Below are 22,745 nucleotides of genomic sequence, written 5' to 3' on the forward strand. Positions count from 1 at the left end.
TGATTGAGGCCCAGCATGGAAGTTCAGATTCAACGATGGGGAAACACGGTTGGAGTCCAAATTCCGCAGCAAATTGCGGAAAGCTTTGGGATTGATGAACACTCCATTGTAGAGCTCACAGAATCTGAAGGTGCTCTGGTGATCCGCAAAAGGGTCTCTGTCTCGACTCTGGAGGAGTTGCTGAACAGTATTCCTGAAGACTTTCAGTATCCAGATGATGTTGCCGACTTTGTAGAAAGCTCATCTGTGGGTCAATAACTGCTATGCCTGTAACGCGACCCACGCTCCAGGCAGCGTTCAACTGTTCTCCTTCCGCCCCTTGTGGGAGGAAGCATGCCTTGAGCGCAGTCGTAGTGGGTAGGGTGGGCAATATCATTGAGTAATCTCAGCACAGGAAGATAATCTTTGATTGCCCACCATGTTTCTCAAACGGTAGGCATTGAATAGTCTAATCTCTAGATTCAGTAATGCCCATGCTACAGCACTTTACCTCTGAGTGGCTGGCACAGGAGGTAGGTGTTGGACCGCTTTAGCATGTTCGATGTCATCAATGTAGGGCACATGCGATCGCACCTCGCCCTAGGCTAGATTGAGGCAAAGAAACCCAGCATTTCCTTTTGCTTGAACTATCGCGAAGAATGATATAGCGAGTTGGGGGCCCAAGTTGCCTGCAAAAACGATAGGAGCGGCGTGCTATGCCTCTCTCAGCTGAGGCGATTGACGAACGGGCTAGCGCCCATATTGAGGCGCAGCGGAATCCTCAACGGGGGAGGCCGCACCTAATACACAGAGTGCGATGCGATTGGGTGAAGTTGCTAGACTAGCCCCGTTGCTGTTCCGCATAGGCGGCATAGACCCCCTGAACGTTGTACCAGTTGAGGAAGATGCGGGCCACTTCCAGGGCCAATTGAGGCTTACCCCGGTCGATCAACCACTGCAGCAGGGGGGCCAGGGTTTTCTCATTCAGCTGTCCCCCCAGGGTCAACACGCCCCAGAGCACCCGGTGCAGCCAGGTCATTTGAATCATCAGCCTTACATCCCAGGTGGGATGTTTTTGGTAGAACAACACCCCCATGCGGCCCCGTTGGATTTCTTGGTCGATGAGCTTGGGCACCTGGGCTAGGGAGAAGGGCGGATGCCAATGGTAGCCGACGGCGTCGGGACATTTAATCAAGGTGAGGCCTAGTTGTTTCAGGCGCACTCCCAATTCCAAATCTTCCCAGCCGTAGAGGGTGAATTGGGTGTCGAAGAGCCCTGCTTGCAATAACCAGTGCTTGGCAATGGCCACGTTGCCGGTGGCGAAGTAGGCCTGGGAAAAGTCGGTGACTTTATAGGGTTCTGAGGTGGGGTCGTCGAAGTTGCAGGTATTGATGACGCGGCCATAGGTGAAGACCCGCTGCCCCAACCGGGCCTGACCCTCGACTAGGGTGGCGGCATGGCACTGGAGGAAATCGGGCAGCACCACCAGGTCACTGTCGATGAAGACGATGTAGTCGCCCTGGGCCCGATGGACCCCCAGGTTGCGGGCAGCGGCGGGTCCCTGGTGATCTTGCTGTACCAGCCGGACATGGGGAAACTGGGCCGTCTCGGCGGTGAGCCAGGCGACGGTGCCGTCGGTAGAGCCATCATCCACCACGATGATCTCGTAGCCAGCCACCGGGGTTGGATCTGGAAACTGCTGCTGCTCCATGGCCCGCAGGCACTTCTCTAGGATGGGCTGGCGATTGTAGGTGGGAATGACGACGCTGATAAACACGATTCGCTCCTGACAAGCCACCCCCAATCCTAGCGCCTTGGGGCGATTTGGGGTATTCAGGTCGCTAGGTGCCACCGACGACGGATTTGATCGGGGTGTCGGGTTCCAGGGGACTCTCGTTGGTCGAGGAGGCCGATCGCAACTGCTTGCCCCGGCGGCGTTCGGCCATCAGCTTGGGGCGCAGGTAGAGGTTTTCCAGCAATACGGCTCCACCGGCGATCCAGGGCGGCACGATCAGGGCGCCGATGATGCCTAGGACTTGGGTGCCGCCGATGACGGCCAGTAACTGATAGAGGGGGTGCACCCCGACCGAGGAGCCCACCAGTAGGGGATCGAGGACGTAGGTCTCTAGATTTTGGATGATGACATAGAGTACCAGCACCCACAGCACCGTCCAGCCCCCTTGGGAGACGGCGACGGCCAGGGCCGGAATCGCCCCGAGAATGGGACCCAGAAAGGGAATTAGATTGGTGACGCCTGCGATCGCACCGAGACCCAGGGCAAACTCAGACAGGCCGATGAAGCTGAGGACAATGGTAATGACGACGGCCAAGATGGCAGATACCAGGAGTCGACCGCGGATGTAACTACCAATGCGATTGCTCACTGGGGTTACCTGGGCTGCTAGGCGCTCATCCCAGGGCTGGGGCAGTAGGCGTAGGAAATTGCGAATCAGGGTGCGACTGTCGGCCAGCATATAACCCGACAAAAACAGGGCTAAAATCAGACTCAGGACTCCGCCTAAGATGCCGGTGGTGAGGCCATAGGAGCGCAGCAACAGTTGCTGGCTGGAGCGAATCACCCAGCGGGTGAGCCCCTGGATATCGAGAAATTGATTGAGTAGATCACTGGCTAGTTCTGGGCGATTTTCGTTGAAGCTCAACACCCAGGCCTCGGCCCCATCGTAGACATTCTTCAGGGAGACTGGAATCTGCCGCAGCAGCCGTTGAATCTGCTCGAAGATGGTGGGACCAATCAGCAAAATCGCCCCCACGGCCAGGAACAGCATGGTCAGATAGACCAGCACCACCCCCAACCAACGGGGAACGCGATAGCGCTCCGCCAAATCCACCACCGGGGCAATGGATGAGGCCAATACCACCGAAATCAGCAGCAATAGGATTAAACTGCGCAGTTGCCACACCAGCAGCAGCAGCGGCACTGCCAACAGCACTACCAACAAACTACTCACTGATAGCGTGAGGCGCTGCTCACCAGACTCACGGTTGGCCATAGCTGAGTAACTGACTATCCATGACTCATTGTGCCTTAGGGACTCTCCAGACGGAATCTGCCCTGGGAAAGGCGTATTGGGTCATAGGGTGTAGGTGAATGCATCCACTAACATACCAGGCGCCCAGGTGCCGCCCAGGCGGCGATGATCGTAGGTGCTGACCTGGGCAATCCACTCCGACTCCTGGGTCAGGTTTACCAAATTATCGCCCCAAAAGTGATAGAGACTCTCATCGAAGCGCAGGTTCTCGATCGGGGCCACGATCTGGCCGTTTGCTACCCAGAAACAGGCATAGCGGGTCATGCCGGTGAGGTATCCCTGGGGCCGATCGCTCCAGTTCAGGTAATGCAGGTTGGAGACATATAGGCCCGTGTCCAGGGCTGCCAGCGCGTTTTCCCTGGGTAGGGTGCCCCCGGCTAAGACTTGCGATCGCATCGCCTCGGATGCCGCCGCCGCCGTCGAGGCCAGGCCATATTCTCGGGCCGAGCGAGCACTGACCAGCTCATTGATCAGTCGTCCCGCTTGAATTACCGGCAGCGTCATGGCAGCCAGGTCACCATCCTGATTGAAGCGGGGCACCTGGCCCTGGCTGAAGTCCTCCCGCAGGTGAATCTGCCCAGACAGCCGTCGCTCCCCCCGCTGTAGCAGCCCCAGGGGACTGCTGCCCCGGCGCAGGGCCCCAGCCCCGACTCCGCTGCGGCCCACCATCGTGACCAGATCCGCCACTGCCGCCGGTTCCAGGTAGGTGCGATAGGTCCCCGGAGCCATGACCTTAGCCGGATGGGCCAGCTGAGCGAGGTGCTCCCTGGCTGCGGTCACCTGCTGCTGGTACTCATCGGCGTCCCAGTGCTGGCCGGCGTACATTCGCTTGATGGCCTTGCCATCGGCTGTAAACAGGGAATAGTCCAGGGTGAAGGTATTCCGCTCAAACCAATGGCGCTGACCGGCAGAATCGGCATAGGCCCGAATCAACCGGCCTCCAGCGTAGAAGCCGACGGCATCCAGCCCGGCCAGAGGTTGCAACACCGTCGGCACCACCGCTTCGCAGCAGAGCAATTGCCCCGGTTGCCGATCCCGGCTAGAGTCTCCTCCCGTTGGCAACACCTGGTAGGGATCCGGCGGTAAATCGGGGAGCTCCTGGCGCAGCTCCTCTAGGGTCGCCATGGCCATGGCCTGATCCAGGGCCAGCTCTCCTGTAAAGGGCAGTGTCTGACTCAGGGTGCGCTGGCCAGCCATCAGGGTCAGGGTCAACCGGCCATCCACCACCTGGCCACTCTGGCGCACCCTGGCCCGGTTAAAGCGAGTGAATTGGCTGGTTTCAGCCACTAGATTGAGCCGGATGTGCTCTTGGGGCTGCAGCTGTGACACCAGGGCCTCGACCAGGCGATAAAAAACCGGTTCCCACGCCATTAGCCCCCGCCCCCAAATACCTTAATCTCCTCAAAAGCTGCCACCGGAGAGCCATGGCCCACCCGGATTAATTGATTCGGTTCCCCCTTGCCACAGAAAGGAGTGCCAAAGGCCTGCCAGGTGTCTCCATTGCCCACCTGCACCAGGCTGTGCCAAAACTGGGGCGTCGTGGCCCGATAGTTGGGGTTGCGCAGGGTTTCCGCCAGTCGTCCTTGGCGAATGCGCTTGCCATATTCACAGCCAAACTGAAACTTATGGCGCTGATCATCGATGGACCAAGAGCGATTCGCCTCCATATAGACGCCATCCTCGATGGTGGCGATGATCTCGGCCCAGGAGCGATCCCCCGGCTCCAGGTTAATATTGGCCATGCGATCGATGGCCGGCCGATTCCAAGATGTGGCCCGAGCGCAGGCGACCCCCGGTAACCCAGAGCGCACTTGGCTCTCCCGGCCGCCCAGGCCCCGCTCTAACACCCCCTGGCGAATCAGATACTGGCGTTCGGGCCCCCACCCCAGTGTCATCAAAGCCATAGCTAGCTAGCTGGTGCTCTAGGGTGGGGTCGAAGGTGACGTTTAGCAGAGGCGAACCGTATTGCAACTGGCCAAAGTCCTCGGGTTTAACAAAGCTGCCGCCGGCATAGTTGCGCTCATCCCCCAGAATCCGATCCAGTTCCAGGGGATGGCCGATGCTCTCATGGATTTGCAGCAGCATCTGGTCCGGGGCCAGCACCAGGGTACTGGTCATCGTCGGGCACTCTGGGGCGGTCAATAACTCCACCGCCTGCTCTGCCGCCTGCTGCACCGCCTGCCAGAGGTCCTCTGCCTCTGCCAGGTGTTCCCAGCCGCCTTGGTAGTAGTGGGCATAGGGGCCATTGTGATGACGGGTCTGCACCACCGCCCCAGCTTGGGCCGTGGCCCCGAAGTGGGTGCCAAAGTAGGTAAATTGCTGCTGCACCCGGGTGCCACTGCTGCTGAGCAGCCAAATGTCCGTAGTTTGGCTGTGCAGACTGGCGATGGTCTGCACAATCTGCTCTGACACGTTTAGGCCTTGGCAGATCTGAGCCAGCAAGGCATTGATGTCGCCGCCGCTGATCTGGTCGGGGGGTTGGAGCACCGAAGAGGTATAGAGCCCCAATTCCCGCGGCCGCATGCCCGAGGAAAAAGCCTGCAGCTGCCAGGGAGCAGCGGCCTGGGCTTGTTGATAGGCCTGGTGGGCCGCCGCCTGCAGCCCCGTCACGGTGAGCTGATTGCTGGCGGCATAGCCCAGTTGCCCCGCTACCAATACTTCCACCATGGCGCCCTGATCCCGGTAGCGGTGGTTCTGTTGGGGGCGGCCATCCCGTAGGGTGCGCTGGCTGCCAGTGGTGCGCTGGGCTCGCATGCCAATCCAGTCGGCGGGCAGATCCAAGATCGAAAGCACCTCGTCGAAGAGGGCCATCGGGTCAACCGTGGAGGCAGGCGTGACTGTCACAGGGGCAAGGACCATGGGAAATGCAGCGTTTCCCATTGTAGGTAGGTTGGCGATGGAATCGGGATGCGATCGCATGGCCACACGAAAAATTTCCCTTCTTTTTCAAGTCGAAATACTAAGAAGTCTTAATATAAAGGAGTAAATGAGCATTATTATTTTTTTATCCAATGCAGATATCCTTAGATACCTTGGATGTGAAAATCCTAAATTATCTGCTGCAGCAGGGCCGCATCACCTGGGCGGAATTGGCAGCGCAGATCGGCATATCGGCTCCGGCCGCAGCAGACCGGGTGCGCAAACTAGAAGACCGAGGAGTAATTCAGGGCTACACAGCATGCCTGGATGCCGAACGGGTGGGCCATAGCCTGACCGCCTTTATCGCCGTTACCCTAGAGCGCCCCGAGCATCGGGCTACCTTCTTAGAGCGTGTCCATGCCTCGGCTGCCATCCAGGAGTGCCACCACGTCACTGGTGATGACGACTACCTGCTGAAGGTACGCTGTCGCCATACCCGTCATTTGGAGCACCTGATCAGCGACTCCCTCAAGAGCCTCCCCGGCATCCTCCGCACCCGCACCACCATTGTCCTGTCCACTGTGAAGGAAACCGCCGCCTTGCCGGTATCGACATCTTCGTCTTAGGACCAGTTCCTGCCGGTAAAGCCTTGAATTTTGAATGGTTCGACGGACTCACCACAGGTTTTGAATTTTGAGTTTTGAGTTTTGAATTTTCCCTGACCCATGCACACACTATTTCTGCAAGGTCTGATTTTAGGACTATCGATTGCGGCGCCAGTGGGTCCCATCGGTATTCTCTGCATTCGTCGTACCCTAACCCAAGGGCAGTGGGTGGGCCTGTTGTCGGGGCTCGGGGCCGCCACTGCCGATGGCATCTATGGAGGCATTGCCGCCTTTGGCCTGACAGCAGTGTCGCAGTTTCTAGTGGATCAGGCGACCTGGCTGACGGCAGTCGGGGGGGTGTTTTTGATCTATCTGGGGATCAAGACCGGCCTCAGTCGCCCAGCCGAAGCCGTGGTCAATCCCAGTGTCCATGGCTGGTTGGGGGCCTATGGCTCCACCCTGTTTCTCACCCTGACGAATCCAGCTACCATTGTGTCGTTTGTGGCTATCTTTGCTGGGCTGGGACTGGCGGCCCAAGCCAATGCCTATGGTGCAGCCATGGTGCTGGTGCTAGGGGTATTTCTGGGCTCGGCCCTATGGTGGTTATTGCTGAGCTGGAGTGTTAATCTTTTTCGAGCAGTGATGCCCCCTGCCCGGTTGCGCTGGTTAAATAGGGGCGCTGGCCTGGTGTTGATAGCCTTTGGTGTCATAGCCCTGAGTCTTCGGGGATGAGGTTCCTATGCAGCTAGCCTGGAGGCGGTTACGGCGATGGTATGTGACGGGTTTGGTGCTGGCGCTGATGGCATTGGCCCTCTGGGGCTGGTTGGCCTCTCCGGGATGGTCCCAAGCTGCGACTGATCAGAGACTGGTGGCTCAGTCAGTGGAGGAACTGCAGCAGCAACAGCAGGACCTGGAGAAGAAACGCTCGCGACTGCAACAGCAGCAAGATCAGCTGGAATCCCTACAAGATCAGGCCGAAACTAAGTTAGATGGCCTAGAGCAAACCATTGCGGCGACGGCTAACCAAATTGCCGAGACGGAGTATCGCCTGGAGCAGGCAGAAAAACGGTTGACGACGCTGCAAGCCGAGTTAGAGCAGGCGAAAGCAGATTACCAGGTGGTGCAGCGGGCGACGGTGGCCCGCTTGCAAGTGTTGCAGCGGCAACAGGGGGGAGAAGGTTGGGCGGTGCTGCTGCAAAGCCAGAATTTCAATGAGTTTCTCGATCGCCGCTATCAATTGAAGCGAGTCTATGATGCTGACCGTCAGGCCCTGCAAACCCTGAAGGCCAAAGCCGAAGACCTCAAGGCCCAAGCAACGGTGGTCGAGGCGCAAAAAAATCAGGTGGCCCTGTTGCGGCAGCAGCTGCTCTCCCAGAAGGAGCAGTATGAGGCAGAGGCCAACCAGCAGGAGCAGTTAATCGGGCGATTGCGCCAAGACCGAGCGGCACTGGAAGCGGCAGAAGCACAACTGGCTAAAGATTCGGAGCAGCTGGCGGTGCTGATCCGGCAACGGCTGCAGACATCAACGGTGGTGCGGGGCACTGGCCGCATGATTCACCCGGCGGCGGCTCGCATCACCAGTCGCTTCGGTACCCGGGTGCATCCGATTCTGGGCTATCGCCGCTTCCACTCCGGGATCGATTTCGGCGCCAGTTACGGCACCACCATTCAAGCCGCCGATGCTGGCCGGGTGATCTTTTCGGGCTGGTATGGTGGCTACGGCCAGGCGGTGATCATCGACCATGGTGGCGGCATCACGACCCTCTATGCCCATGCCAGCCGCCTCTATGTGCGCGAGGGACAGGGGGTGCAGCAGGGGCAGGCCATTGCAGCGGTAGGGTCTACGGGCCTGTCGACCGGCCCCCACCTGCATTTTGAGGTACGCCAGAATGGAAATCCGGTGAATCCCATGGCATATCTCTAGGGCAGGATTTAGCCCTTGCTCTTCTTGACATGCTCCATGATGCGCAGCTTACGGGCGTCTTCTCCCTTGAGCTTGGTGGCGACATCGAGGGAAATACCGCTAGTCATGGCGAGGTGTTGTTGGATTTGCTGTTTGTCAGCCATAGGATTGCCTAGTGATGTGCGACTGTGTTTGACGTGGCCAGAGGATTATTCACACTTTTTAATATAGGGCAATCGGCCTGGGATGTGGGTTGGGCAGAGCCGGTCATAGAAGTATTCAGTTGGGCCACGGCCCATCCCCACAGCCGCGTTCGGAGCGCCTGGACCACGGGTTGGTTGGCTGGCCAGGCCATAGGTAAAGAGGAAATCCAGGCCTCAGCGTCTCTCTGAGGTTTAGGGACTCGACATGCCAGCCTTCAGGGCAAACCGTTCCCATGCGATAAAAGTGGCGACATGTTAGAAAGCATCATTTGGATTCTGTTGATGGGGTTTTTCGTCGGGCAAATCGCTCGGCGACTTCGAGCTCCAGCATTGGTGGGCATGGTGCTGGTGGGTATTCTCCTCGGTCCCCAGGTAGGTAATGTGATTGGCCCGGAGATCTTAGCAGTCGCAGATTCCCTGCGGACCATCGCGGTGATGGTGATTTTGATGAAGGCAGGCCTGGGGCTTGATCGCGACAAGCTGATCCAGCAAGGATCGGTGGCAGTGCGACTGGGATTTTTGCCGGCGGCTTGTGAAGTAATCGCGGTTGCCCTGGCTGCCATCTGGCTGTTTCAGTTTGATCTGGCCACGGGGCTGTTGTTGGGCTGTGTGATCGGGGCTGAATCGCCAGCAGTCATTGTCCCGGGGATGTTGCGGCTCAAAAGCTTGGGTTGGGGAGTCAAAAAAGGGATTCCCGATGCCATTTTGACCGGGAGTGCACTGTCGGATGTGCTGCTGGTCGGGGTGTTGGTTTTGGCCATCGGCACCCTGGTGGGGCGATCTCTGGGCTGGTATCTGTCTACATTGGGGAGTAACTGGACTTGGCAGGAGCGGCTGTTTTCTGCTGCCGGGAAATTCCGCTAAAGCGACGGTGCAGGCGGCAATCGGCGCGATTCCCCTAGAGGATGTATTAGTCGGATCAGTGTCCCAAGCGGTTGCTGGAAACCAGCCCCTGGCCGGTAGTGATGGTGGAGGCTTAGGCAGCTGCCGTATTCCCCCGGGCAAGGAATCCTTTATCTACCATGCCCACAGCAACGAAGAAGAGTGGATTTACATTCTCTCTGGGCACGGCATCGCCGAGATCGGTGACGCCGAGCAGGAAGTGGGGCCTGGCGACTTCATGGGCTTTAGCCTACCTCAGCTGGCCCACCACCTGCGCAACCCCGGCGACCAAGACCTGGTGTATTTAGTGGGCGGTGAGCAAGTCAATATCGATGTCGGTACCTTTCCCCGCCATGGCAAACGGGCCATCCGTGAGGGCAGCAGGGCTTATCTGGTGGATGAATCAGCCCTAAGCGACTTTTGGCAAAGCTAACGGCGGCATTGTCCGTAGCATTGTTCATATTGGAGACTCCCTAGCTTTCACCATCGCCTCGACTCCAGAACCCTGCAGAATTCGATACCCTTTGTACTAGGTTTCAGGCTTCAGGTTTCAGGCGTCACGGTGCGGTACTCGGGGGTTATGGCTAGGGTCACGATTGCGGCTGGGTCACAGATTACTGCTGATGCGGGGGCTACCATCGCCAATCAGGGAGGCAACGCGGTAGATGCGGCCCTGGCCGCCACCTTGGTGGCCATGAGCACGGATCTTGGGGTGATGGCCCCGGGGGCCAGCGGCTTTATCGCCGTCTGGCCGGCTGCAGGGGAGCCTGTGGTGATTGACGCCTATGCTGACATGCCGGGCGCGTTTAGCCTCCCCTCGGTGGGGCAGGGCACCTTCGACGTCAGGTTTGATTACGGCGGTCCCATGAGCAATCGGGTGGGCTACGGGCTCGGTGGCCACGCCGGGCATCTTTGCGGGGTTGGTTTAGCCTCTAACCAGTATGGCACCTTGCCCTGGCGACATGTAGTCACCCCGGCCATTGACTGGGTTGAGCGGGGATTTCCCCTCACCGGCGGCGCGGCCGAGTACTTGCGCTATACCCATGAGGCTATCTTTAGCTGGCATCCCGACAGCTATCGAGCCCTGCACCACGATGATGGCCGCTTGCTGCAGCAGGGAGAGATTGTTCACATTCCCGACCTGGCCGATAGTCTTGCGGTTGATTGCAGATCAGGGTGTCGCGGCTTTTTACACGGGGGAATCGGCCAGCGGATGGCGGCAGACATTCAGGCCAACGGTGGCCTGCTGACGGCAGAGGATTTGGCGGCCTATCGGGCTATTCCTCGCCATCCCCTGAGGGTTCAATTCAGTGACTGGCAGGTGGCGACCAATCCGTCTCCCGCCATTGGCGGCGCTTGTCTGGCGGCGATGCTGCTGCTGCTCGATTACCAGGCCCAGATGCAGGGGGCTTGTCCTTCCATAGAACACCTGATCGAGAGTCAGCGGGCGGTGTTGGCCTATCGCACCCAGGCCTTGGATGGTTTGGCCGATACCGCTGAGGCTATTACCCAAATGCTGCAACTGGCCCGACAGGGCAACTGTCGCGGCCTGGCCAAGTCCCCGTCTACCATCCACATTTCGGCGGTAGATAGCGCGGGCTTGGCTTGCTCCATCAGTGCTTCCGCAGGCTATGGCTCTGGCGTCATGATCCCTGGCACTGGCCTCTGGTTGAATAATTCCTTGGGAGAAGTGGACCTCCATCCCCAAGGGCTTGAGGACCTGCCCCCCGGCACCCGGCTCTCTTCTAACATGGCCCCTACCCTGGCCCAGCGCTCCGACGGTGCCAAGTTGGCGATTGGCTCACCGGGAGCCTCCCGCATTACCACGGCCATAGCTCAGGTGCTGCTCAATATCGTGCACCGCAAGTTAGGACTGGCGGATGCGATCGCATATCCCCGCCTCCATGTAGAAGTCATCGATCAGGCGCTGCGGCTAGCGTTTGAGCCAGGGCTCTCGATTCCAGACCTACCAGAGTTTTCGGCGTATCCGTTTGAGACTGCATCGATGTACTTCGGGGGAGTGCAAGCGGCATCATGGACCCCTGAGGCTGGCTTAGCCGCCGCCGCTGACTTCCGCCGGGCCGGTGGAGTGGCTGAAGGCGGCAGCACCGCGGGGGCTACTGGTGATGGATGAGGCCGCTGACTTTGAGGATGCCTAATAAGTAACCCTTTTAGTGAGCGGCCAATCGTTGCAAAATTTGTGCCACCTGATGCAAGTCATTGCCTGCAACGGTACTCAGGGTGAACTTGTCCGACAGGCCATACATGCCGGTTTCGCGATCAAGCTTCACAAACAGAAAATCTTCCCCCGTCGTAATTAAGGCAAACACAGGAGAGACCGGGGCTGTGACCATATACCCTAGGGTTTGCGCAATGGCCTGCCGCCCACTAAACCCATAGCGCTTGCTCTCAATCACAATCAGCCACAGATGCTCATCTAGCAACAGCGCATCAATCAAGCCCTCTAGCATGGTCTCGCCATCTTCAATGGCAACGCGTACATATTTCTCACCCCGCACCTGATAAGGGGGATCCATCAAACTCAAGGTTTCCAGCAGAGGAGCCAGCAGAATCAGGTTGACGGTGCCTTCAGTAATGGCACCGCTGTCGGCATAGAACAAATAGCGCTGCTTCAGGTGATCCAGCCTGACTTTTTGGGCGTCTGTTAGCGATGGCAGTGGTGCTTGCCATTCCAGAAAAAACGCAGCATCTTGGCTAGGCGCCACCCCTAATTTGGTGCGGGCTTCATTGAGGTTGGTAATGGCTTGAGTGATGCCAGCAGTGACCATAACAGCAAGCATTGCCTGATGTTCATCACGGTAGCATGGGGCGGATAGAGATAGAGTCATCTCGCCTAAACATGGCGGCGTCCTAGAGAAAAATCTATGGGGACCGCCTAGAAATAGATCAGTACCAGCAAAAAATAGCTGCGTCCCAGAGAAAAGTCTATGGGTCCCGGACAAAAATGGTTGCGTCCCGCCCAGAAATAGATCAGTACCGGCAAAAAATAGCTGCGTCCCAGAGAAAAGTCTATGGGTCCCGGACAAAAATGGCGGCATCCCGGAATCCAGGCAGAGGTCTTTGCCACTGGTCGATAGCCCGCATTGCGAGGCGATGGTCATTGGCTAAGCCACCCCAGAGGGGCTAGCCTGGCCCTGCAGGACCATCGCTACCCGTCCTCCGGACTCACAATTTCCGCTTCTGCCCTTCCCAAAGCTGTCTGACCGTAAATAAGGTTCTCAGGCTCAGGCATTTATCCTGATGTCGTTACTGGATAGAAGCCTGCCCATGCACCCCGCCGCCCACCTCCTCAGCCTCGCCCCTCACCGCTCTCCTCGTTCCCGCTCTTGAGGTCACCGCCACGCCATCCCAGAAACCGGGTCTTTGCTTGAAATCAAATCACTGTTTATGTTGATTCCCTATGCCGCGAATGCAGTTGTGGATATTCGTAAACTCCGCGACTATTGCCTAAATTCAGAGCATGATGACGGTAAACACAAAGCGCGGTTGTTTCGGTCAAAGCTGGGTATGACCTCTGATGATGCAGAGGCTTTACGTCAAATTCTGCTTGCGGTCGTAGTATCCCGCGAGGCTCAGCTAGGGCGACGCGATCAGTTTGGGCAACGCTACACCGTAGATTTCATGGTCGAATGGCAGAATAGAAGTGCAACGGTTCGGAGTGGCTGGATCGTTGAGCATGGCTCAGAAACGCCAAAATTGACGACGTGTTATCCCCTGTAGTGCTGGGAGACCAGACGTATGACGGCTAATCAAATTAACTTACTAGATGTTGTCGCCTTAACCCTCGATTTGCCGGAGTATGGCTTATTACGTGGGCAGGTCGGAACCGTTGTCGAGTTGCTCGCTGACGGTCAGGCCTTTGAGGTTGAGTTCAGCGATCGCGACGGTCGCACCTACGAGTCAGTTGGGTTACCGCCGGAGCAGATCATGGTGCTCCATTTTGAGCCTGCATCACCGAATCATCAGCGCACGATGGCCACAGTTTAAGCCATGCCGGAGAAGCGGCAACCAAAAATTCAAAATTCAAAGCTTGTCCTCGCGAAGGCGGGGATTCAAAATTCAAAATTCAAAACTCAAAATTCAAAACTCAAAACTCAAAACTCAAAACTCAAAACTCAAAACTCAAAACTCAACCCTTCACCTTTCCCAAAGCTTTCCTAAACCTGAATAACCTCTCCCGGCTCAGAACTATATCCTGATGTCGTTACCGGAATGGAAACCTGCCCATGCGCCCCGCCGCCCACTTCCTCCACCTCGCTGATTTCCTCATTTCGGAGGCCAGGTATTCTGGAAGTAATCCTGATTTCTTGAAGAGCAATCCCCCTGAGACCCAATGCCCTTAAATCTAACCATCGAATATCCTGACACCTTGCCGGATGCCCTAGGTCGCACCCGTGACCAGTTTGAGCAGGAAGCCAAATGGGCAATGGCGGTCAAGCTATTTGAGTTGAAGCGGTTATCTTCTGGCATGGCGGCCTCTCTAATCGGAGTCGATCGCATCACCTTGAACTCACCAACACTTTCAGCCTGCTGTTGATCGAGGAGTCGCTCTAACCAGATATTGGTGTCAATCAGATACATCGCGGCTCCAGTCATCTACAGTTTCTTGCTGTAGGCTCAGGCTGGTGTATTGCTCCCGGTAGGCACTCATCGCCCCCGCCCAGTCTTGCTGGAGATAGCGCTGGGGCCGATGCTGGTACTGCTGGAGCAGGTTGGTCAGATAGGCGATCGCTTGCTGCTGCGCCTGCGGTGGGAGATTTTGAATTTCGTGCAAGATGGGATGCATGGGGCCAGAATTGCTAAAGGTGTCTTGAATCCACTTCCATTCTGCCCGAAAGCCTCAGCCCCGTCCTATTTCCCTGTCCCGGCACTCACCATCCCGCGCTCATTCTTCCCTTACCTTCACCCTCCACTCAAAGTTCGTCCCTTCACCCTTTACCCTTCGCCCTTTCCCGCTTTCCAAAGCTTTCCTAACCCTGCATAAGCTCTCCCGGCTCAGAGCTATATCCTGATGTCGTCCCCGGAAGGAAAACCTGTCCATGCGCCCCGCCGCTCATCTCCTCAGCCTCGCCACCCTCACCGCCCTGTTTATTCCTGTTATCCAGGTCGCTGCCACCCAGATTCCGGAGACATTTCAAAAGCCTCAAGATCCAGAGCAACCACAAGGCAATCCATTACTCCTAGATCAACAGCCCCTCTCAGAACGTCAGGCAGAGGCGAACAGATTACGTCAGCAAGGTTTTGAACAGTACAAAGCCAGACAGTTTCAGGCAGCACGTGAGTCCCTAGAGCAAGCGCTGGTCATTTATCGAGATTTGGAAGACCGGAAACGAGAAGGACAAATGCTGGGCAGTTTAGGGATTATCCACAGCAATCTAGGGCAATATCGACAGGCCATTAGCTATTACGAGCAGCAACTGTTGGTTACCCGCGAAATTGGCGATCGCGTAGGAGAGAGTGATGCTCTCGGCACCTTGAGCAATGTGTACCAAACTTTGGGAGACGATCAACAGGCGATTAACTTGCTGGAACAAGCGTTATCTGTTGCTCGGGAAATTGGCGATCGTCTGAGAGAAGGAAGTTCTCTTAATGGGCTAGGGGTTGCCTACAAAGATCTTGGTAATTATTGGCAGGCCATCGCCTTCTATGAGCAAGCTTTGGCAATTTATCGCGAAATTGATGAACTTTTCGGTGAAGCAGAAGTTCTAGGAAATCTGGGTGTAGCTTACGGACTGCTGGGCGATCATCGACAAGCAATTAACCTCCACGAGCAGCAGCTAGCCCTTCACGAGCAGCAGCTAGCAATCACTGGCGACATCTATCATCACCGTGGATTAGGACGTGCTCTTAGCAGTTTAGGCAATGCTTACTACAGTCTTGGCAACTATCAACAAGCTATTGGTTTTTATGAGCAAGGATTAGCTGTTAAACGTCAAACTGGCGATCGCCACGGCGAAGGAAACACCCTGGCAAATTTAGGTAGACTATTTGACGCCCAAGAACAGCCTGAATTGGCCATTGTTTTTCTTAAGGCTTCGGTCGAAGTACGCGAGTCCATTCGCAGTGGTATGCGAGACCTCGATCCAGACCTACAAAAATCTTATTTAGATACTGTAGCGAGCACATATCGCCTGCTAGCTGACCTCCTTCTCCAACAAGACCGCATTATGGAAGCCCAGCGGGTACTGGACTTGCTGAAGGTGCAGGAACTCGACGACTACATTCGCGGCGTTGAGCGTACCAGCGAAACCGAAGCAGGGGTTGACTTTCTGCGGCCTGAGGAGACGATTTTGGCCCGGTACGATGCTTTGCAAGAATCCGCCATTGCTGCTGGCCAAGAACTCGAAGACCTCAAGGCTATTCCCCGAGAACAACGTAGTGAAGAGCAGGTACAGCGCATTGCCCAACTCACGGACTTACTGGACGACATCAACGGCGACTTCCGCGACTTTGCCCGCAGTCCCGAAATTCTCAAGCTGATTGATGAATTGAACTTCGAAGCTCGGGAAGCCAGCCTCAGTCTCAATCAACTCGATCGCCTTCGCGACGAACTCCAGCAGCTCAACGCCGCCATCTTCTATCCCCTCATCCTGGACGATCGCCTGGAGTTGGTGATTACCGTGCCCGACTCGCCCCCGCTGCGACGAACTGTTCAGGTGTCTCGCGAGGAGCTAAACGCGGCAATTCTAGAATTCCGCACCGCACTCACCCACCCAGGTTCTGACGCGGAAACGCCTGCCCAACAGCTTTACGACTGGCTGATCCGTCCTCTGGAAGCTGACTTAGGGGCAGCCGGAGTCGAAACCCTCATCTACTCCCCCGATGGGCAACTGCGCTACATTCCCCTCGCTGCCCTGCATGACGGTGAGCAATGGCTGATCCAGCAGTACCGCATCAACAACATCACCGCCGAATCTCTCACCGACCTGACCGAGAGCGATACCCCTCAGCCCAGCATTCTGGCTGCTGCCTATGCGGACCCCTCCCTGATCCATGAGCCGGAGGTGAACGGCACCTCTTATACATTTCAGGGCTTACCCGGTGCCGGGGCCGAAGTCGCCACCCTCCCCACCGAGACCAAATTCCTCGACGAAGCCTTTAGCCTGGATTCGGTGCGGCCATTGATGGACGAGTACAGCATTCTGCACTTTGCCACCCATGCCGCCTTCGTTCCCGGCGTACCCGAAGATTCCTTCATTCTGTTTGGCAATGGCGACACGCCCACCCTGCGAGATGTGGAAGACTGGTCGTTGAACGGCGTTGAGCTGGTGGTGCTGAGCGCTTGCGAAACCGGGGTGGGCGGCCTGGGCAACGGCGAAGAAATTTTGGGACTGGGCTATCAGTTTCAGGTGAGTGGGGCTAGGGCGGTGATGTCGTCCCTGTGGAAAGTCAGTGACCAGGGCACCCAGGTCTTGATGACGGAGTTTTACGCTGCCCTCGGTCAGGGCATGACCAAGGCGGAGGCCCTGCAGCGAGCCCAGCAGGCGTTGATCGCCAATGACCTCAGTCTGGTCGGCGGTGGGCGCGGCACCATTGATGTCATTAGCACCGAAACCGGACAACCCCTCACCGGCAACAATCTCAGCCATCCCTACTACTGGGCATCGTTTATCCTCATTGGCAACGGGTTGTGAGCTTTCACTCCTTCGACAAGGGACGTTGGCCGAGCGGCTGGTCCTGAGCCCTGTTGAGGGAAGTCGAGGCTATGCTCAGTGACCCAGCTTCGATGTCGCTCAGCCATCGTTTTCTGAACAGAGTCGAAGCTATCCACCTGGCAAGTGATGTGACTGACATTGAGCGAAGCGGTATCAGGATAATTTGCGAGTCTCCCCATGCGTTTTCAAAAATTCCATGATTTCTTCGTAGAAAGGTTTACCCTGGCCGCGGCTGTCGGTAGCGGTTGCTAGCAGGGCCAACGTTTCGACAAACGATTCGCGCACCGATTCCATCACGATCGCCATCAGGGGAGCAAGGTCGTCTTGCGATCGCTGCCCCTGAATAATCGCCTCTAGGTATCGCTGGCGTTGCTGGGTAGGAATAATCGCAATCGGAAATCCGGCCCGCATCAGGAGTAAATTCATCAGCAGTCGTCCGGTGCGCCCATTCCCATCGCGAAAGGGATGGATAGAGACAAATCGGTAGTGAGCCTCTGTTGCCGCTTCGACGGGATGCAACCGGCTTGATTCGGTTATTAACCACTGCACAAACTCTGTCATCAGCTCTGGCAACAAATAGTGCGGTGGATAGACATGCTCTGTTCCGGCAGCTTTGACATCGAGCTGGCGATACTGCCCGGCTTCAGTCGGCGCAATCTGCCGCATAATCAGCGCGTGGATCTGTCGAATTTCCCATTCGCCAATGGGAGACTCGGCCTGAGCCAGGGTTTCCACGTAATCGATCGCCTCTTTATGCCCGACCACTTCTAGATGCTCAATTAGGGTTTTGCCCCCAACCGCAATGCCCTTTGCCAGCACCAACTCGGTTTCGTTTTGCGTTAGGGTATTGCCCTCGATCGCGTTGGAGTTATAGGTAAAGCGCACGTCATACCGCTGCTTCAGCTCTGCCAGCACGGCAGGAGACAATGGCCGAAAGCTGTCGAGCCATCCTTTGAGTTGATCTAATTGAGCAAGCTGAGCAGCAATATCCATCGGCATGGCGGGCACTAGCAGTTGAGACACCAGGGCATCGATGCGCCAATGCGGATGGGCTTTGAGCAGCAGCAGCAGGGTATCAAATAGCTCCGTGGCAGTAGCCCTTTGAGACTTTACTGTGAGCGATCGCACCGTTTCCATCCATATCGTTATCCTACAGCCCTCGCCCCGTCGCTGGATGAGAACAGCCCCCAAGAATTCAGCCGGTCAACTCCAGGATTCCCCCATGGCTAAACCATGCTGTGAAGTGAACCCCACTTGGTGCTGATGGCCTTTCTGCATCGCGTGGTGAATGGGGGCGGCACCCTGGAGCGCGAGTATGCCCTAGGGACTGGCCGCATGGATCTGTGTTTACGCTATGGTCAGGTGGTCCTCGGCATCGAACTCAAGGTCTGGCGGCAGGGGCGCCCCGATCCGTTGCAGGCAGGGTTGGCCCAGCTGGATAGCTATCTGGCTCGCCTGGGGGAAGAGACTGGCTGGCTGGTGATTTTCGATCGCCGCAGTGGCATCCCCCCGATTGAGGAACGCACCACCACCGAAAGAGTCACAACCCCTGACGGACGAAGGGTTACGGTGGTGCGGGGCTAGTGGCGTTCAGCTGTCCTTGGAGCAGCCAAATGTGGCTGGAGTGACGGGCCCGGAAGGTGCTGGTCACAATCGTGAAGATGCCGGTTGGAGCGACAGCCAGCTTTTGCATCAACAACCCCTGCAGGCTGCCATGGATGCCCAAGTTAGGATCATCGGTCCCCGGTACAATGGCGGGGGCACTGAAGGTTTGACCATTATCCTCAGATAGGGTTAGCCCCAGTCCGTGAGGGCGATGTCCCCCTTCTGAAAACAGATCCCACAGCACATACAGGCGATCATTACCGTCTAGGGCAACCTCTGGAAAACTGACACTGGCAAAGTCTTGGTCGTGATGGCCAGTGATGTTTTGGGGCTGGCTGAATCTGGCGTTTCCCAACGGTAGTTGGGCATAGCGAATGTGATAGCGGCGAAAACGGCCCCTGGGGCTTTCGGCATAGACCAGATGCAGGGTTCCCCCAGAATCAATAGCAATTGCAGGGGCATCTGAATGGCCATTACTGTCGTGGACCACCTGGGGCGGGGCAAACGACCGTCTCAGGTCGTTAGAGCGGGTGACATAGATGTCGGCATTGTCATCGTCGCCTACGGCCCAGGCTAAAAATACGGTGCCATCTCCGGCTACCGCCAGGGTAGGGCCGCGAGCCGGTGCCCCCGCTTCACCGGCAGTGACGATGGTCTGGGGTGGGGAAAACCGCTTGCCGCCATCGCTGGAATAGCTGAGACGCAGATTGCCTTCGTATTCTGTCCAGGCGGCATAGAGAGCGCCCTGGGGGCCGCGGGCCAAGGCAAAACTGCCATTGCTCCAGCGTTCAGCGGAAAGGCGACCCTTCCCTGCCCCGGCTCGGGTATTTGAGAGGTTGAGGGGCTGGCTGAAGGTCTGGCCGCCATCAGTTGAGCGGGCAAAGAAAATCTCTCCTCCGTGGGAGCCGCCGGAGAAGACGATATCCTGCCACAGTAGATAGATATTCTGGGCGGCTTCACCGTGGATGATGAGTTTAGGCAGCCAGGAAAAAATACCTGGACTCCTCGATACATTGATCGGGGCACTTAGGCGGGGCTGCCCATCCGGTTCATAGATCTGTAAGAAGATGTCTTGCTCAGCCTGATTTGCCCAGGCCACCCCAACGGTGCCTGTAGCAGTGAGGGCAACTGTCGGGTCGTCAACATAGCGAAACTCAGAGGCATTCATCTGCCAGGGGCCGCGAATGGCTTCTCCCTGGGCTACCTCACGCCTAGTCTGCCAAGTAATATCAGGTGTATCAGCAGGGCTTTGCCTGCCCTGGAAATCAGTCTTGGTTACGGAGGGAGACCAGGCACAGCTGGCCGCTAGTGCGGATAGCACCAGTCCCCCTAACCTAGCGGTGGCCATGGGCCATGTCCCATCCATAGACGACTCCAGAATCGCGCGCGTTTGTTAGCCACTTCCATCTTAAAGAGCCTGACACTGTGCCCCATTACCCCTGAAATTGCTGGGCGTAGAACTGGGCGTAACGATTGCCTTGGGCCAGTAATTCATCGTGGTTGCCGGACTCTACGATTTGTCCCTGTTCTAGGACTAAGATGCGATCGGCGCGGCGTACCGTGGCCAGGCGATGGGCAATGATGAAAACGGTGCGATGGCCCTTTCGGACAGGTCTTCGACCATCGTACATCAGCCGTTCCAGAGCTTCTTGCACCAGGGCTTCTGACTCGGAATCTAGGGCCGAGGTAGCCTCATCCAGGATTAGAATCCGCGGATCCAGCAACACCGCTCGAGCGATGGCCAGACGTTGACGCTGGCCCCCAGACAGATTTACCCCCCGTTCCCCTACCCAAGTGTGATAACCCTGGGAAAACTGGCAGATAAAGTCATGGGCATTGGCGATCTTAGCTGCTGCTTGCACTGCCTCCAGATCAAATTGGCGTTGCCCGAAGGCAATATTTTGGGCGATGGTGCCAGAGAACAGGATGGTTTCCTGGGGCACGATGCCGATTTGCTGCCGCAGACTCTTCAGGGTTACTGTGCGAATGTCGATGCCATCAATCAAAATCTGGCCCGCCTGGGGATCGTAGAAGCGGGGCAATAGATTCACCAGAGTAGTTTTACCAGCGCCTGAGGGACCTACCAGGGCAATGGTTTCCCCTGGCTGAACCAGCAGGTCTAGCTGTTGCAGCACTGGCTGGCCGGGGGTATAGGCAAAACTGACCCGGCGATATTCCACCTTACCGGTGACTGCTGGCAAGGGCTGGGCCTGGGGAGCCTCCACCACCGCTGGCTGCAGAGCAAACAATTCGAAGATGCGATCGATGGAGGCTTCTCCCTGCTTGAACTGACCGTAGTTATCGATGGTGTGATTAACCGGGTCGATCAACATCAGGGCAGCGGCCACATAGCTGCCGAAGGCCTGACCGGTAAGGTTTGCCTGGGAAATTTGCCAACTGCCCATGAGCAGGATAATCACCACCAGCAGGGCATAGAGCAATCCCACCACCGGGAACTGCACGGCTTGCAGCCAAGCGGCTCGATAGCGGGCCTGGCGGTTGCGTTCTGCTGCCTGGGAGAACCGCTCTACCTCGTAATCTTCGGCGGCAAATGCCTGCACCAGGCGGATGCCACTGACCACTTCCGTCACCAGGGACGAGAGATCGGCCACCACGTTCTGGCTGTGGCGGGAAATCCGCACCATGCGATTGCCAAACCACCCCGCCAACAAAGCCAATAACGGCACTAGCACCAGAGCCGTCAGAGTCAGCTGCCAGTTGAGGTAGAGCATGTAGGCCAGCACCACCACCAGTTGTAACGCCGACGGCACGAAGTCGTGAAATAACTTATTGACCACCTCGCCGATGCGATCGATATCCTCCGTCAGGCGATAGGCCAGATCTCCGGTTTGAGAGCGCTCGAAGTAGGCCAGGCTGAGGCGATGTAAATGGCGATAGACCTGCTGGCGCAGTTGGTAGACGATCTCCAGGGCGGCCTTGGCCATGAGGGCATCCTGGCCGTATTGGCCCAGCTTTTGCACCACAAACCCGACCATGGTGATAGCAGAAATCTGAGCCAGCTGCCGCACTTGGCCTTGCACTACTAGGGCCAGCATTTTCCCGGCTAGCCAGGCCAGCACTGGCCAGAAGGCCACAAATACCAGAGTACAGAGCAGAGCCTGGGCGATGGTCAACCATTGCTGGCGAATCTGGGGCAGTAATTGCCAGTAGTTATTGCGGCGCCGTTTCACGCAAACTCCCAGTCAGACTACGCCCCATTACGCTATCAGGTTTCTGCTCTACACCGGTCTGACTTGTCCCGAAGGCTGAGCCTTGGTTCAATGACAGAGCAGTGCAGTGAGAGGGCGCTATGGTGACGGTGGTTGTGGCAACGGGAAATCCAGGCAAGCTGAAGGAGTTGCAAGCTCATTTGGCCGATTTGGCATGGCAACTGACCCTGAAGCCCCCTGAACTAGAGGTGGAAGAAACTGGTCAGACCTTCTTGGAAAATGCCCGCCTCAAGGCAGCTCAGGTGGCCCAGGCCACAGGACAATGGGCCATTGCCGATGACTCTGGTCTAGAGGTGGATGCCCTGGGGGGTGCCCCTGGCATCTATTCGGCTCGCTACGCTGATTCTGACGCCAGCCGCATCGAGCGGGTACTACGTGAGTTAGGCGACCGGCCTGAGCGGGGGGCTCAGTTTGTCTGTGCCTTAGCCTTGTCTCGTCCCGATGGCACCATTGCCCTAGAAACGGAGGGCATCTGTCGAGGTGAATTGCTTCTGGCGCCTCGGGGCATAGGTGGCTTCGGCTATGATCCCATCTTTTATTTGCCAGCTTTGGGCTTGACGTTTGCAGAAATGACATCGGCCCAGAAAGCAGAGCATAGCCATCGAGCCATTGCCTTCCGGCAGTTGCTGCCTCAGCTCAAGGCCCATCCCAGCCTAACCTAAGTTAAGAGGCATCTACCCTGGGCAGATGCCTCTTGCTGTTTAGGCTAAGCGTATCAGGGACTCGATATTCTCAGGCACCCCTGCAAGAGGG

Annotated in this window: 19 protein-coding genes and 4 pseudogenes; 13 read left to right on the top strand and 10 right to left on the bottom strand. The window is 57.1% G+C overall.

The annotated features are described in order from the left end of the window. Nucleotides 1–15 precede the first annotated feature (15 nt). Nucleotides 16–258 carry an AbrB/MazE/SpoVT family DNA-binding domain-containing protein gene (locus tag XM38_RS21220; protein WP_080811457.1) on the top strand — a complete coding sequence of 81 codons (243 nt, stop codon included), beginning with the start codon at nucleotides 16–18 and terminating at the stop codon, nucleotides 256–258. 562 nt (nucleotides 259–820) lie between these two features. Here the strand turns inward: XM38_RS21220 and XM38_RS21225 are convergent. From XM38_RS21225 to XM38_RS21240, 4 genes and pseudogenes are all read right to left on the bottom strand, one after another. Then, a complete protein-coding gene (locus XM38_RS21225; RefSeq protein ID WP_080811506.1) occupies nucleotides 821–1,759 on the bottom strand; it encodes a glycosyltransferase family 2 protein in 939 nt (312 codons plus the stop codon). 61 nt (nucleotides 1,760–1,820) lie between these two features. Then, nucleotides 1,821–2,990, bottom strand: a complete 1,170-nt coding sequence (locus XM38_RS21230) for an AI-2E family transporter (RefSeq protein ID WP_080811456.1) — start codon at nucleotides 2,988–2,990, stop codon at nucleotides 1,821–1,823. Between the two features lie 81 nt (nucleotides 2,991–3,071). Further along, the gene (locus XM38_RS21235) at nucleotides 3,072–4,400 is read right to left on the bottom strand and encodes a TldD/PmbA family protein (protein WP_080811454.1); all 1,329 of its coding nucleotides are present in this window, start codon (nucleotides 4,398–4,400) and stop codon (nucleotides 3,072–3,074) included. Then, nucleotides 4,400–5,840 (bottom strand): annotated as a pseudogene (locus tag XM38_RS21240) (TldD/PmbA family protein). The gene XM38_RS21235 and the pseudogene XM38_RS21240 overlap by 1 nt, the downstream one beginning before the upstream one ends. 200 nt (nucleotides 5,841–6,040) lie before the next feature. On the opposite strand from XM38_RS21240, the gene XM38_RS21245 reads away from it, so the two are divergent. The 3 genes from XM38_RS21245 (at nucleotide 6,041) to XM38_RS21255 (ending at nucleotide 8,417) form a co-directional block, all read left to right on the top strand. Next, on the top strand, nucleotides 6,041–6,514 hold the full coding sequence (locus XM38_RS21245; protein WP_080811453.1) for an Lrp/AsnC family transcriptional regulator: 474 nt from the start codon (nucleotides 6,041–6,043) through the stop codon (nucleotides 6,512–6,514). A gap of 99 nt (nucleotides 6,515–6,613) precedes the next feature. Continuing rightward, nucleotides 6,614–7,225 (top strand): LysE family translocator, encoded by a 612-nt coding sequence (locus XM38_RS21250; RefSeq protein ID WP_080811451.1) that lies wholly within the window; start codon nucleotides 6,614–6,616, stop codon nucleotides 7,223–7,225. A 7-nt stretch (nucleotides 7,226–7,232) separates the two neighbouring features. After that, entirely contained in the window at nucleotides 7,233–8,417 is a 1,185-nt protein-coding gene (locus tag XM38_RS21255) for a murein hydrolase activator EnvC family protein (RefSeq protein WP_080811448.1), read from the top strand. Between the two features lie 8 nt (nucleotides 8,418–8,425). On the opposite strand, the gene XM38_RS28020 is transcribed toward XM38_RS21255, so the two are convergent. Further along, complete coding sequence (locus tag XM38_RS28020; protein ID WP_256995703.1) at nucleotides 8,426–8,560, bottom strand: hypothetical protein; 135 nt, start codon at nucleotides 8,558–8,560, stop codon at nucleotides 8,426–8,428. 291 nt (nucleotides 8,561–8,851) lie between these two features. Here XM38_RS28020 and XM38_RS21260 point away from each other — a divergent pair. The 3 genes and pseudogenes from XM38_RS21260 to XM38_RS21265 all read left to right on the top strand — a co-directional run. Further along, nucleotides 8,852–9,518 (top strand): annotated as a pseudogene (locus tag XM38_RS21260) (cation:proton antiporter domain-containing protein); the annotation flags it as partial. A gap of 3 nt (nucleotides 9,519–9,521) precedes the next feature. Then, nucleotides 9,522–9,914 (top strand): cupin domain-containing protein, encoded by a 393-nt coding sequence (locus tag XM38_RS26190; RefSeq protein WP_225889495.1) that lies wholly within the window; start codon nucleotides 9,522–9,524, stop codon nucleotides 9,912–9,914. Between the two features lie 147 nt (nucleotides 9,915–10,061). After that, the gene (locus tag XM38_RS21265) at nucleotides 10,062–11,615 is read left to right on the top strand and encodes a gamma-glutamyltransferase (protein ID WP_088430985.1); all 1,554 of its coding nucleotides are present in this window, start codon (nucleotides 10,062–10,064) and stop codon (nucleotides 11,613–11,615) included. Between the two features lie 37 nt (nucleotides 11,616–11,652). Here the strand turns inward: XM38_RS21265 and XM38_RS21270 are convergent, their stop codons facing one another. Next, complete coding sequence (locus XM38_RS21270; protein ID WP_225889375.1) at nucleotides 11,653–12,282, bottom strand: type I restriction endonuclease subunit R; 630 nt, start codon at nucleotides 12,280–12,282, stop codon at nucleotides 11,653–11,655. Nucleotides 12,283–12,889: 607 nt separating this feature from the next. On the opposite strand from XM38_RS21270, the gene XM38_RS21275 reads away from it, so the two are divergent. The 3 genes and pseudogenes from XM38_RS21275 to XM38_RS21285 all read left to right on the top strand — a co-directional run. Then, nucleotides 12,890–13,222, top strand: a complete 333-nt coding sequence (locus XM38_RS21275; RefSeq protein WP_080811443.1) for a DUF6883 domain-containing protein — start codon at nucleotides 12,890–12,892, stop codon at nucleotides 13,220–13,222. A gap of 18 nt (nucleotides 13,223–13,240) precedes the next feature. After that, nucleotides 13,241–13,489, top strand: a complete 249-nt coding sequence (locus tag XM38_RS21280; RefSeq protein WP_080811441.1) for a DUF4926 domain-containing protein — start codon at nucleotides 13,241–13,243, stop codon at nucleotides 13,487–13,489. A gap of 346 nt (nucleotides 13,490–13,835) precedes the next feature. Continuing rightward, nucleotides 13,836–14,006, top strand: a pseudogene (locus tag XM38_RS21285) (UPF0175 family protein); the annotation flags it as partial. 63 nt (nucleotides 14,007–14,069) lie between these two features. Here the strand turns inward: XM38_RS21285 and XM38_RS21295 are convergent. Continuing rightward, on the bottom strand, nucleotides 14,070–14,288 hold the full coding sequence (locus tag XM38_RS21295) for a DUF2281 domain-containing protein (protein ID WP_080811437.1): 219 nt from the start codon (nucleotides 14,286–14,288) through the stop codon (nucleotides 14,070–14,072). Between the two features lie 253 nt (nucleotides 14,289–14,541). Between XM38_RS21295 and XM38_RS21300 the strand changes: the two genes are divergently transcribed. Further along, on the top strand, nucleotides 14,542–17,136 hold the full coding sequence (locus XM38_RS21300; RefSeq protein WP_088430991.1) for a CHAT domain-containing protein: 2,595 nt from the start codon (nucleotides 14,542–14,544) through the stop codon (nucleotides 17,134–17,136). Nucleotides 17,137–17,310: 174 nt separating this feature from the next. Here XM38_RS21300 and XM38_RS21305 read toward each other — a convergent pair whose 3' ends face one another. Then, on the bottom strand, nucleotides 17,311–18,294 hold the full coding sequence (locus XM38_RS21305; protein ID WP_080811433.1) for a Fic family protein: 984 nt from the start codon (nucleotides 18,292–18,294) through the stop codon (nucleotides 17,311–17,313). Nucleotides 18,295–18,405: 111 nt separating this feature from the next. Between XM38_RS21305 and XM38_RS21310 the strand changes: the two are divergent. Continuing rightward, nucleotides 18,406–18,741, top strand: a pseudogene (locus tag XM38_RS21310) (hypothetical protein); the annotation flags it as partial. Here the strand turns inward: XM38_RS21310 and XM38_RS21315 are convergent. Both XM38_RS21315 and XM38_RS21320 read right to left on the bottom strand, forming a co-directional pair. After that, nucleotides 18,722–20,128 carry a sialidase family protein gene (locus tag XM38_RS21315; RefSeq protein ID WP_088430993.1) on the bottom strand — a complete coding sequence of 469 codons (1,407 nt, stop codon included), beginning with the start codon at nucleotides 20,126–20,128 and terminating at the stop codon, nucleotides 18,722–18,724. The pseudogene XM38_RS21310 and the gene XM38_RS21315 sit on opposite strands and share 20 nt — an antisense overlap. 67 nt (nucleotides 20,129–20,195) lie before the next feature. Next, on the bottom strand, nucleotides 20,196–21,953 hold the full coding sequence (locus XM38_RS21320) for an ABC transporter ATP-binding protein (RefSeq protein WP_202978941.1): 1,758 nt from the start codon (nucleotides 21,951–21,953) through the stop codon (nucleotides 20,196–20,198). A gap of 119 nt (nucleotides 21,954–22,072) precedes the next feature. Here XM38_RS21320 and rdgB point away from each other — a divergent pair, with 119 nt between their 5' ends. Next, nucleotides 22,073–22,654 carry an RdgB/HAM1 family non-canonical purine NTP pyrophosphatase gene (gene rdgB / locus XM38_RS21325; RefSeq protein ID WP_080811426.1) on the top strand — a complete coding sequence of 194 codons (582 nt, stop codon included), beginning with the start codon at nucleotides 22,073–22,075 and terminating at the stop codon, nucleotides 22,652–22,654. Nucleotides 22,655–22,745 lie beyond the last annotated feature (91 nt).

Origin of the sequence: Halomicronema hongdechloris C2206, from assembly GCF_002075285.3 — a bacterium.
Taxonomy (GTDB): Bacteria; Cyanobacteriota; Cyanobacteriia; order Phormidesmidales; family Phormidesmidaceae; genus Halomicronema_B; species Halomicronema_B hongdechloris.

Coding starts and splice junctions, on each gene's coding strand:
- XM38_RS21270 (WP_225889375.1), bottom strand. CDS start 12,282: ATGCTTGCTGTTATGGTCACTGCTGGCATCACTCAAGCCATTACCAAC.
- XM38_RS21295 (WP_080811437.1), bottom strand. CDS start 14,288: ATGCATCCCATCTTGCACGAAATTCAAAATCTCCCACCGCAGGCGCAG.
- XM38_RS21300 (WP_088430991.1), top strand. CDS start 14,542: ATGCGCCCCGCCGCTCATCTCCTCAGCCTCGCCACCCTCACCGCCCTG.
- XM38_RS21255 (WP_080811448.1), top strand. CDS start 7,233: ATGCAGCTAGCCTGGAGGCGGTTACGGCGATGGTATGTGACGGGTTTG.
- rdgB (WP_080811426.1), top strand. CDS start 22,073: ATGGTGACGGTGGTTGTGGCAACGGGAAATCCAGGCAAGCTGAAGGAG.
- XM38_RS21245 (WP_080811453.1), top strand. CDS start 6,041: ATGCAGATATCCTTAGATACCTTGGATGTGAAAATCCTAAATTATCTG.
- XM38_RS21305 (WP_080811433.1), bottom strand. CDS start 18,294: ATGGAAACGGTGCGATCGCTCACAGTAAAGTCTCAAAGGGCTACTGCC.
- XM38_RS28020 (WP_256995703.1), bottom strand. CDS start 8,560: ATGGCTGACAAACAGCAAATCCAACAACACCTCGCCATGACTAGCGGT.
- XM38_RS21265 (WP_088430985.1), top strand. CDS start 10,062: ATGGCTAGGGTCACGATTGCGGCTGGGTCACAGATTACTGCTGATGCG.
- XM38_RS21315 (WP_088430993.1), bottom strand. CDS start 20,128: ATGGATGGGACATGGCCCATGGCCACCGCTAGGTTAGGGGGACTGGTG.
- XM38_RS21280 (WP_080811441.1), top strand. CDS start 13,241: ATGACGGCTAATCAAATTAACTTACTAGATGTTGTCGCCTTAACCCTC.
- XM38_RS21220 (WP_080811457.1), top strand. CDS start 16: ATGGAAGTTCAGATTCAACGATGGGGAAACACGGTTGGAGTCCAAATT.
- XM38_RS21230 (WP_080811456.1), bottom strand. CDS start 2,990: ATGGCCAACCGTGAGTCTGGTGAGCAGCGCCTCACGCTATCAGTGAGT.
- XM38_RS21250 (WP_080811451.1), top strand. CDS start 6,614: ATGCACACACTATTTCTGCAAGGTCTGATTTTAGGACTATCGATTGCG.
- XM38_RS21235 (WP_080811454.1), bottom strand. CDS start 4,400: ATGGCGTGGGAACCGGTTTTTTATCGCCTGGTCGAGGCCCTGGTGTCA.
- XM38_RS21275 (WP_080811443.1), top strand. CDS start 12,890: ATGTTGATTCCCTATGCCGCGAATGCAGTTGTGGATATTCGTAAACTC.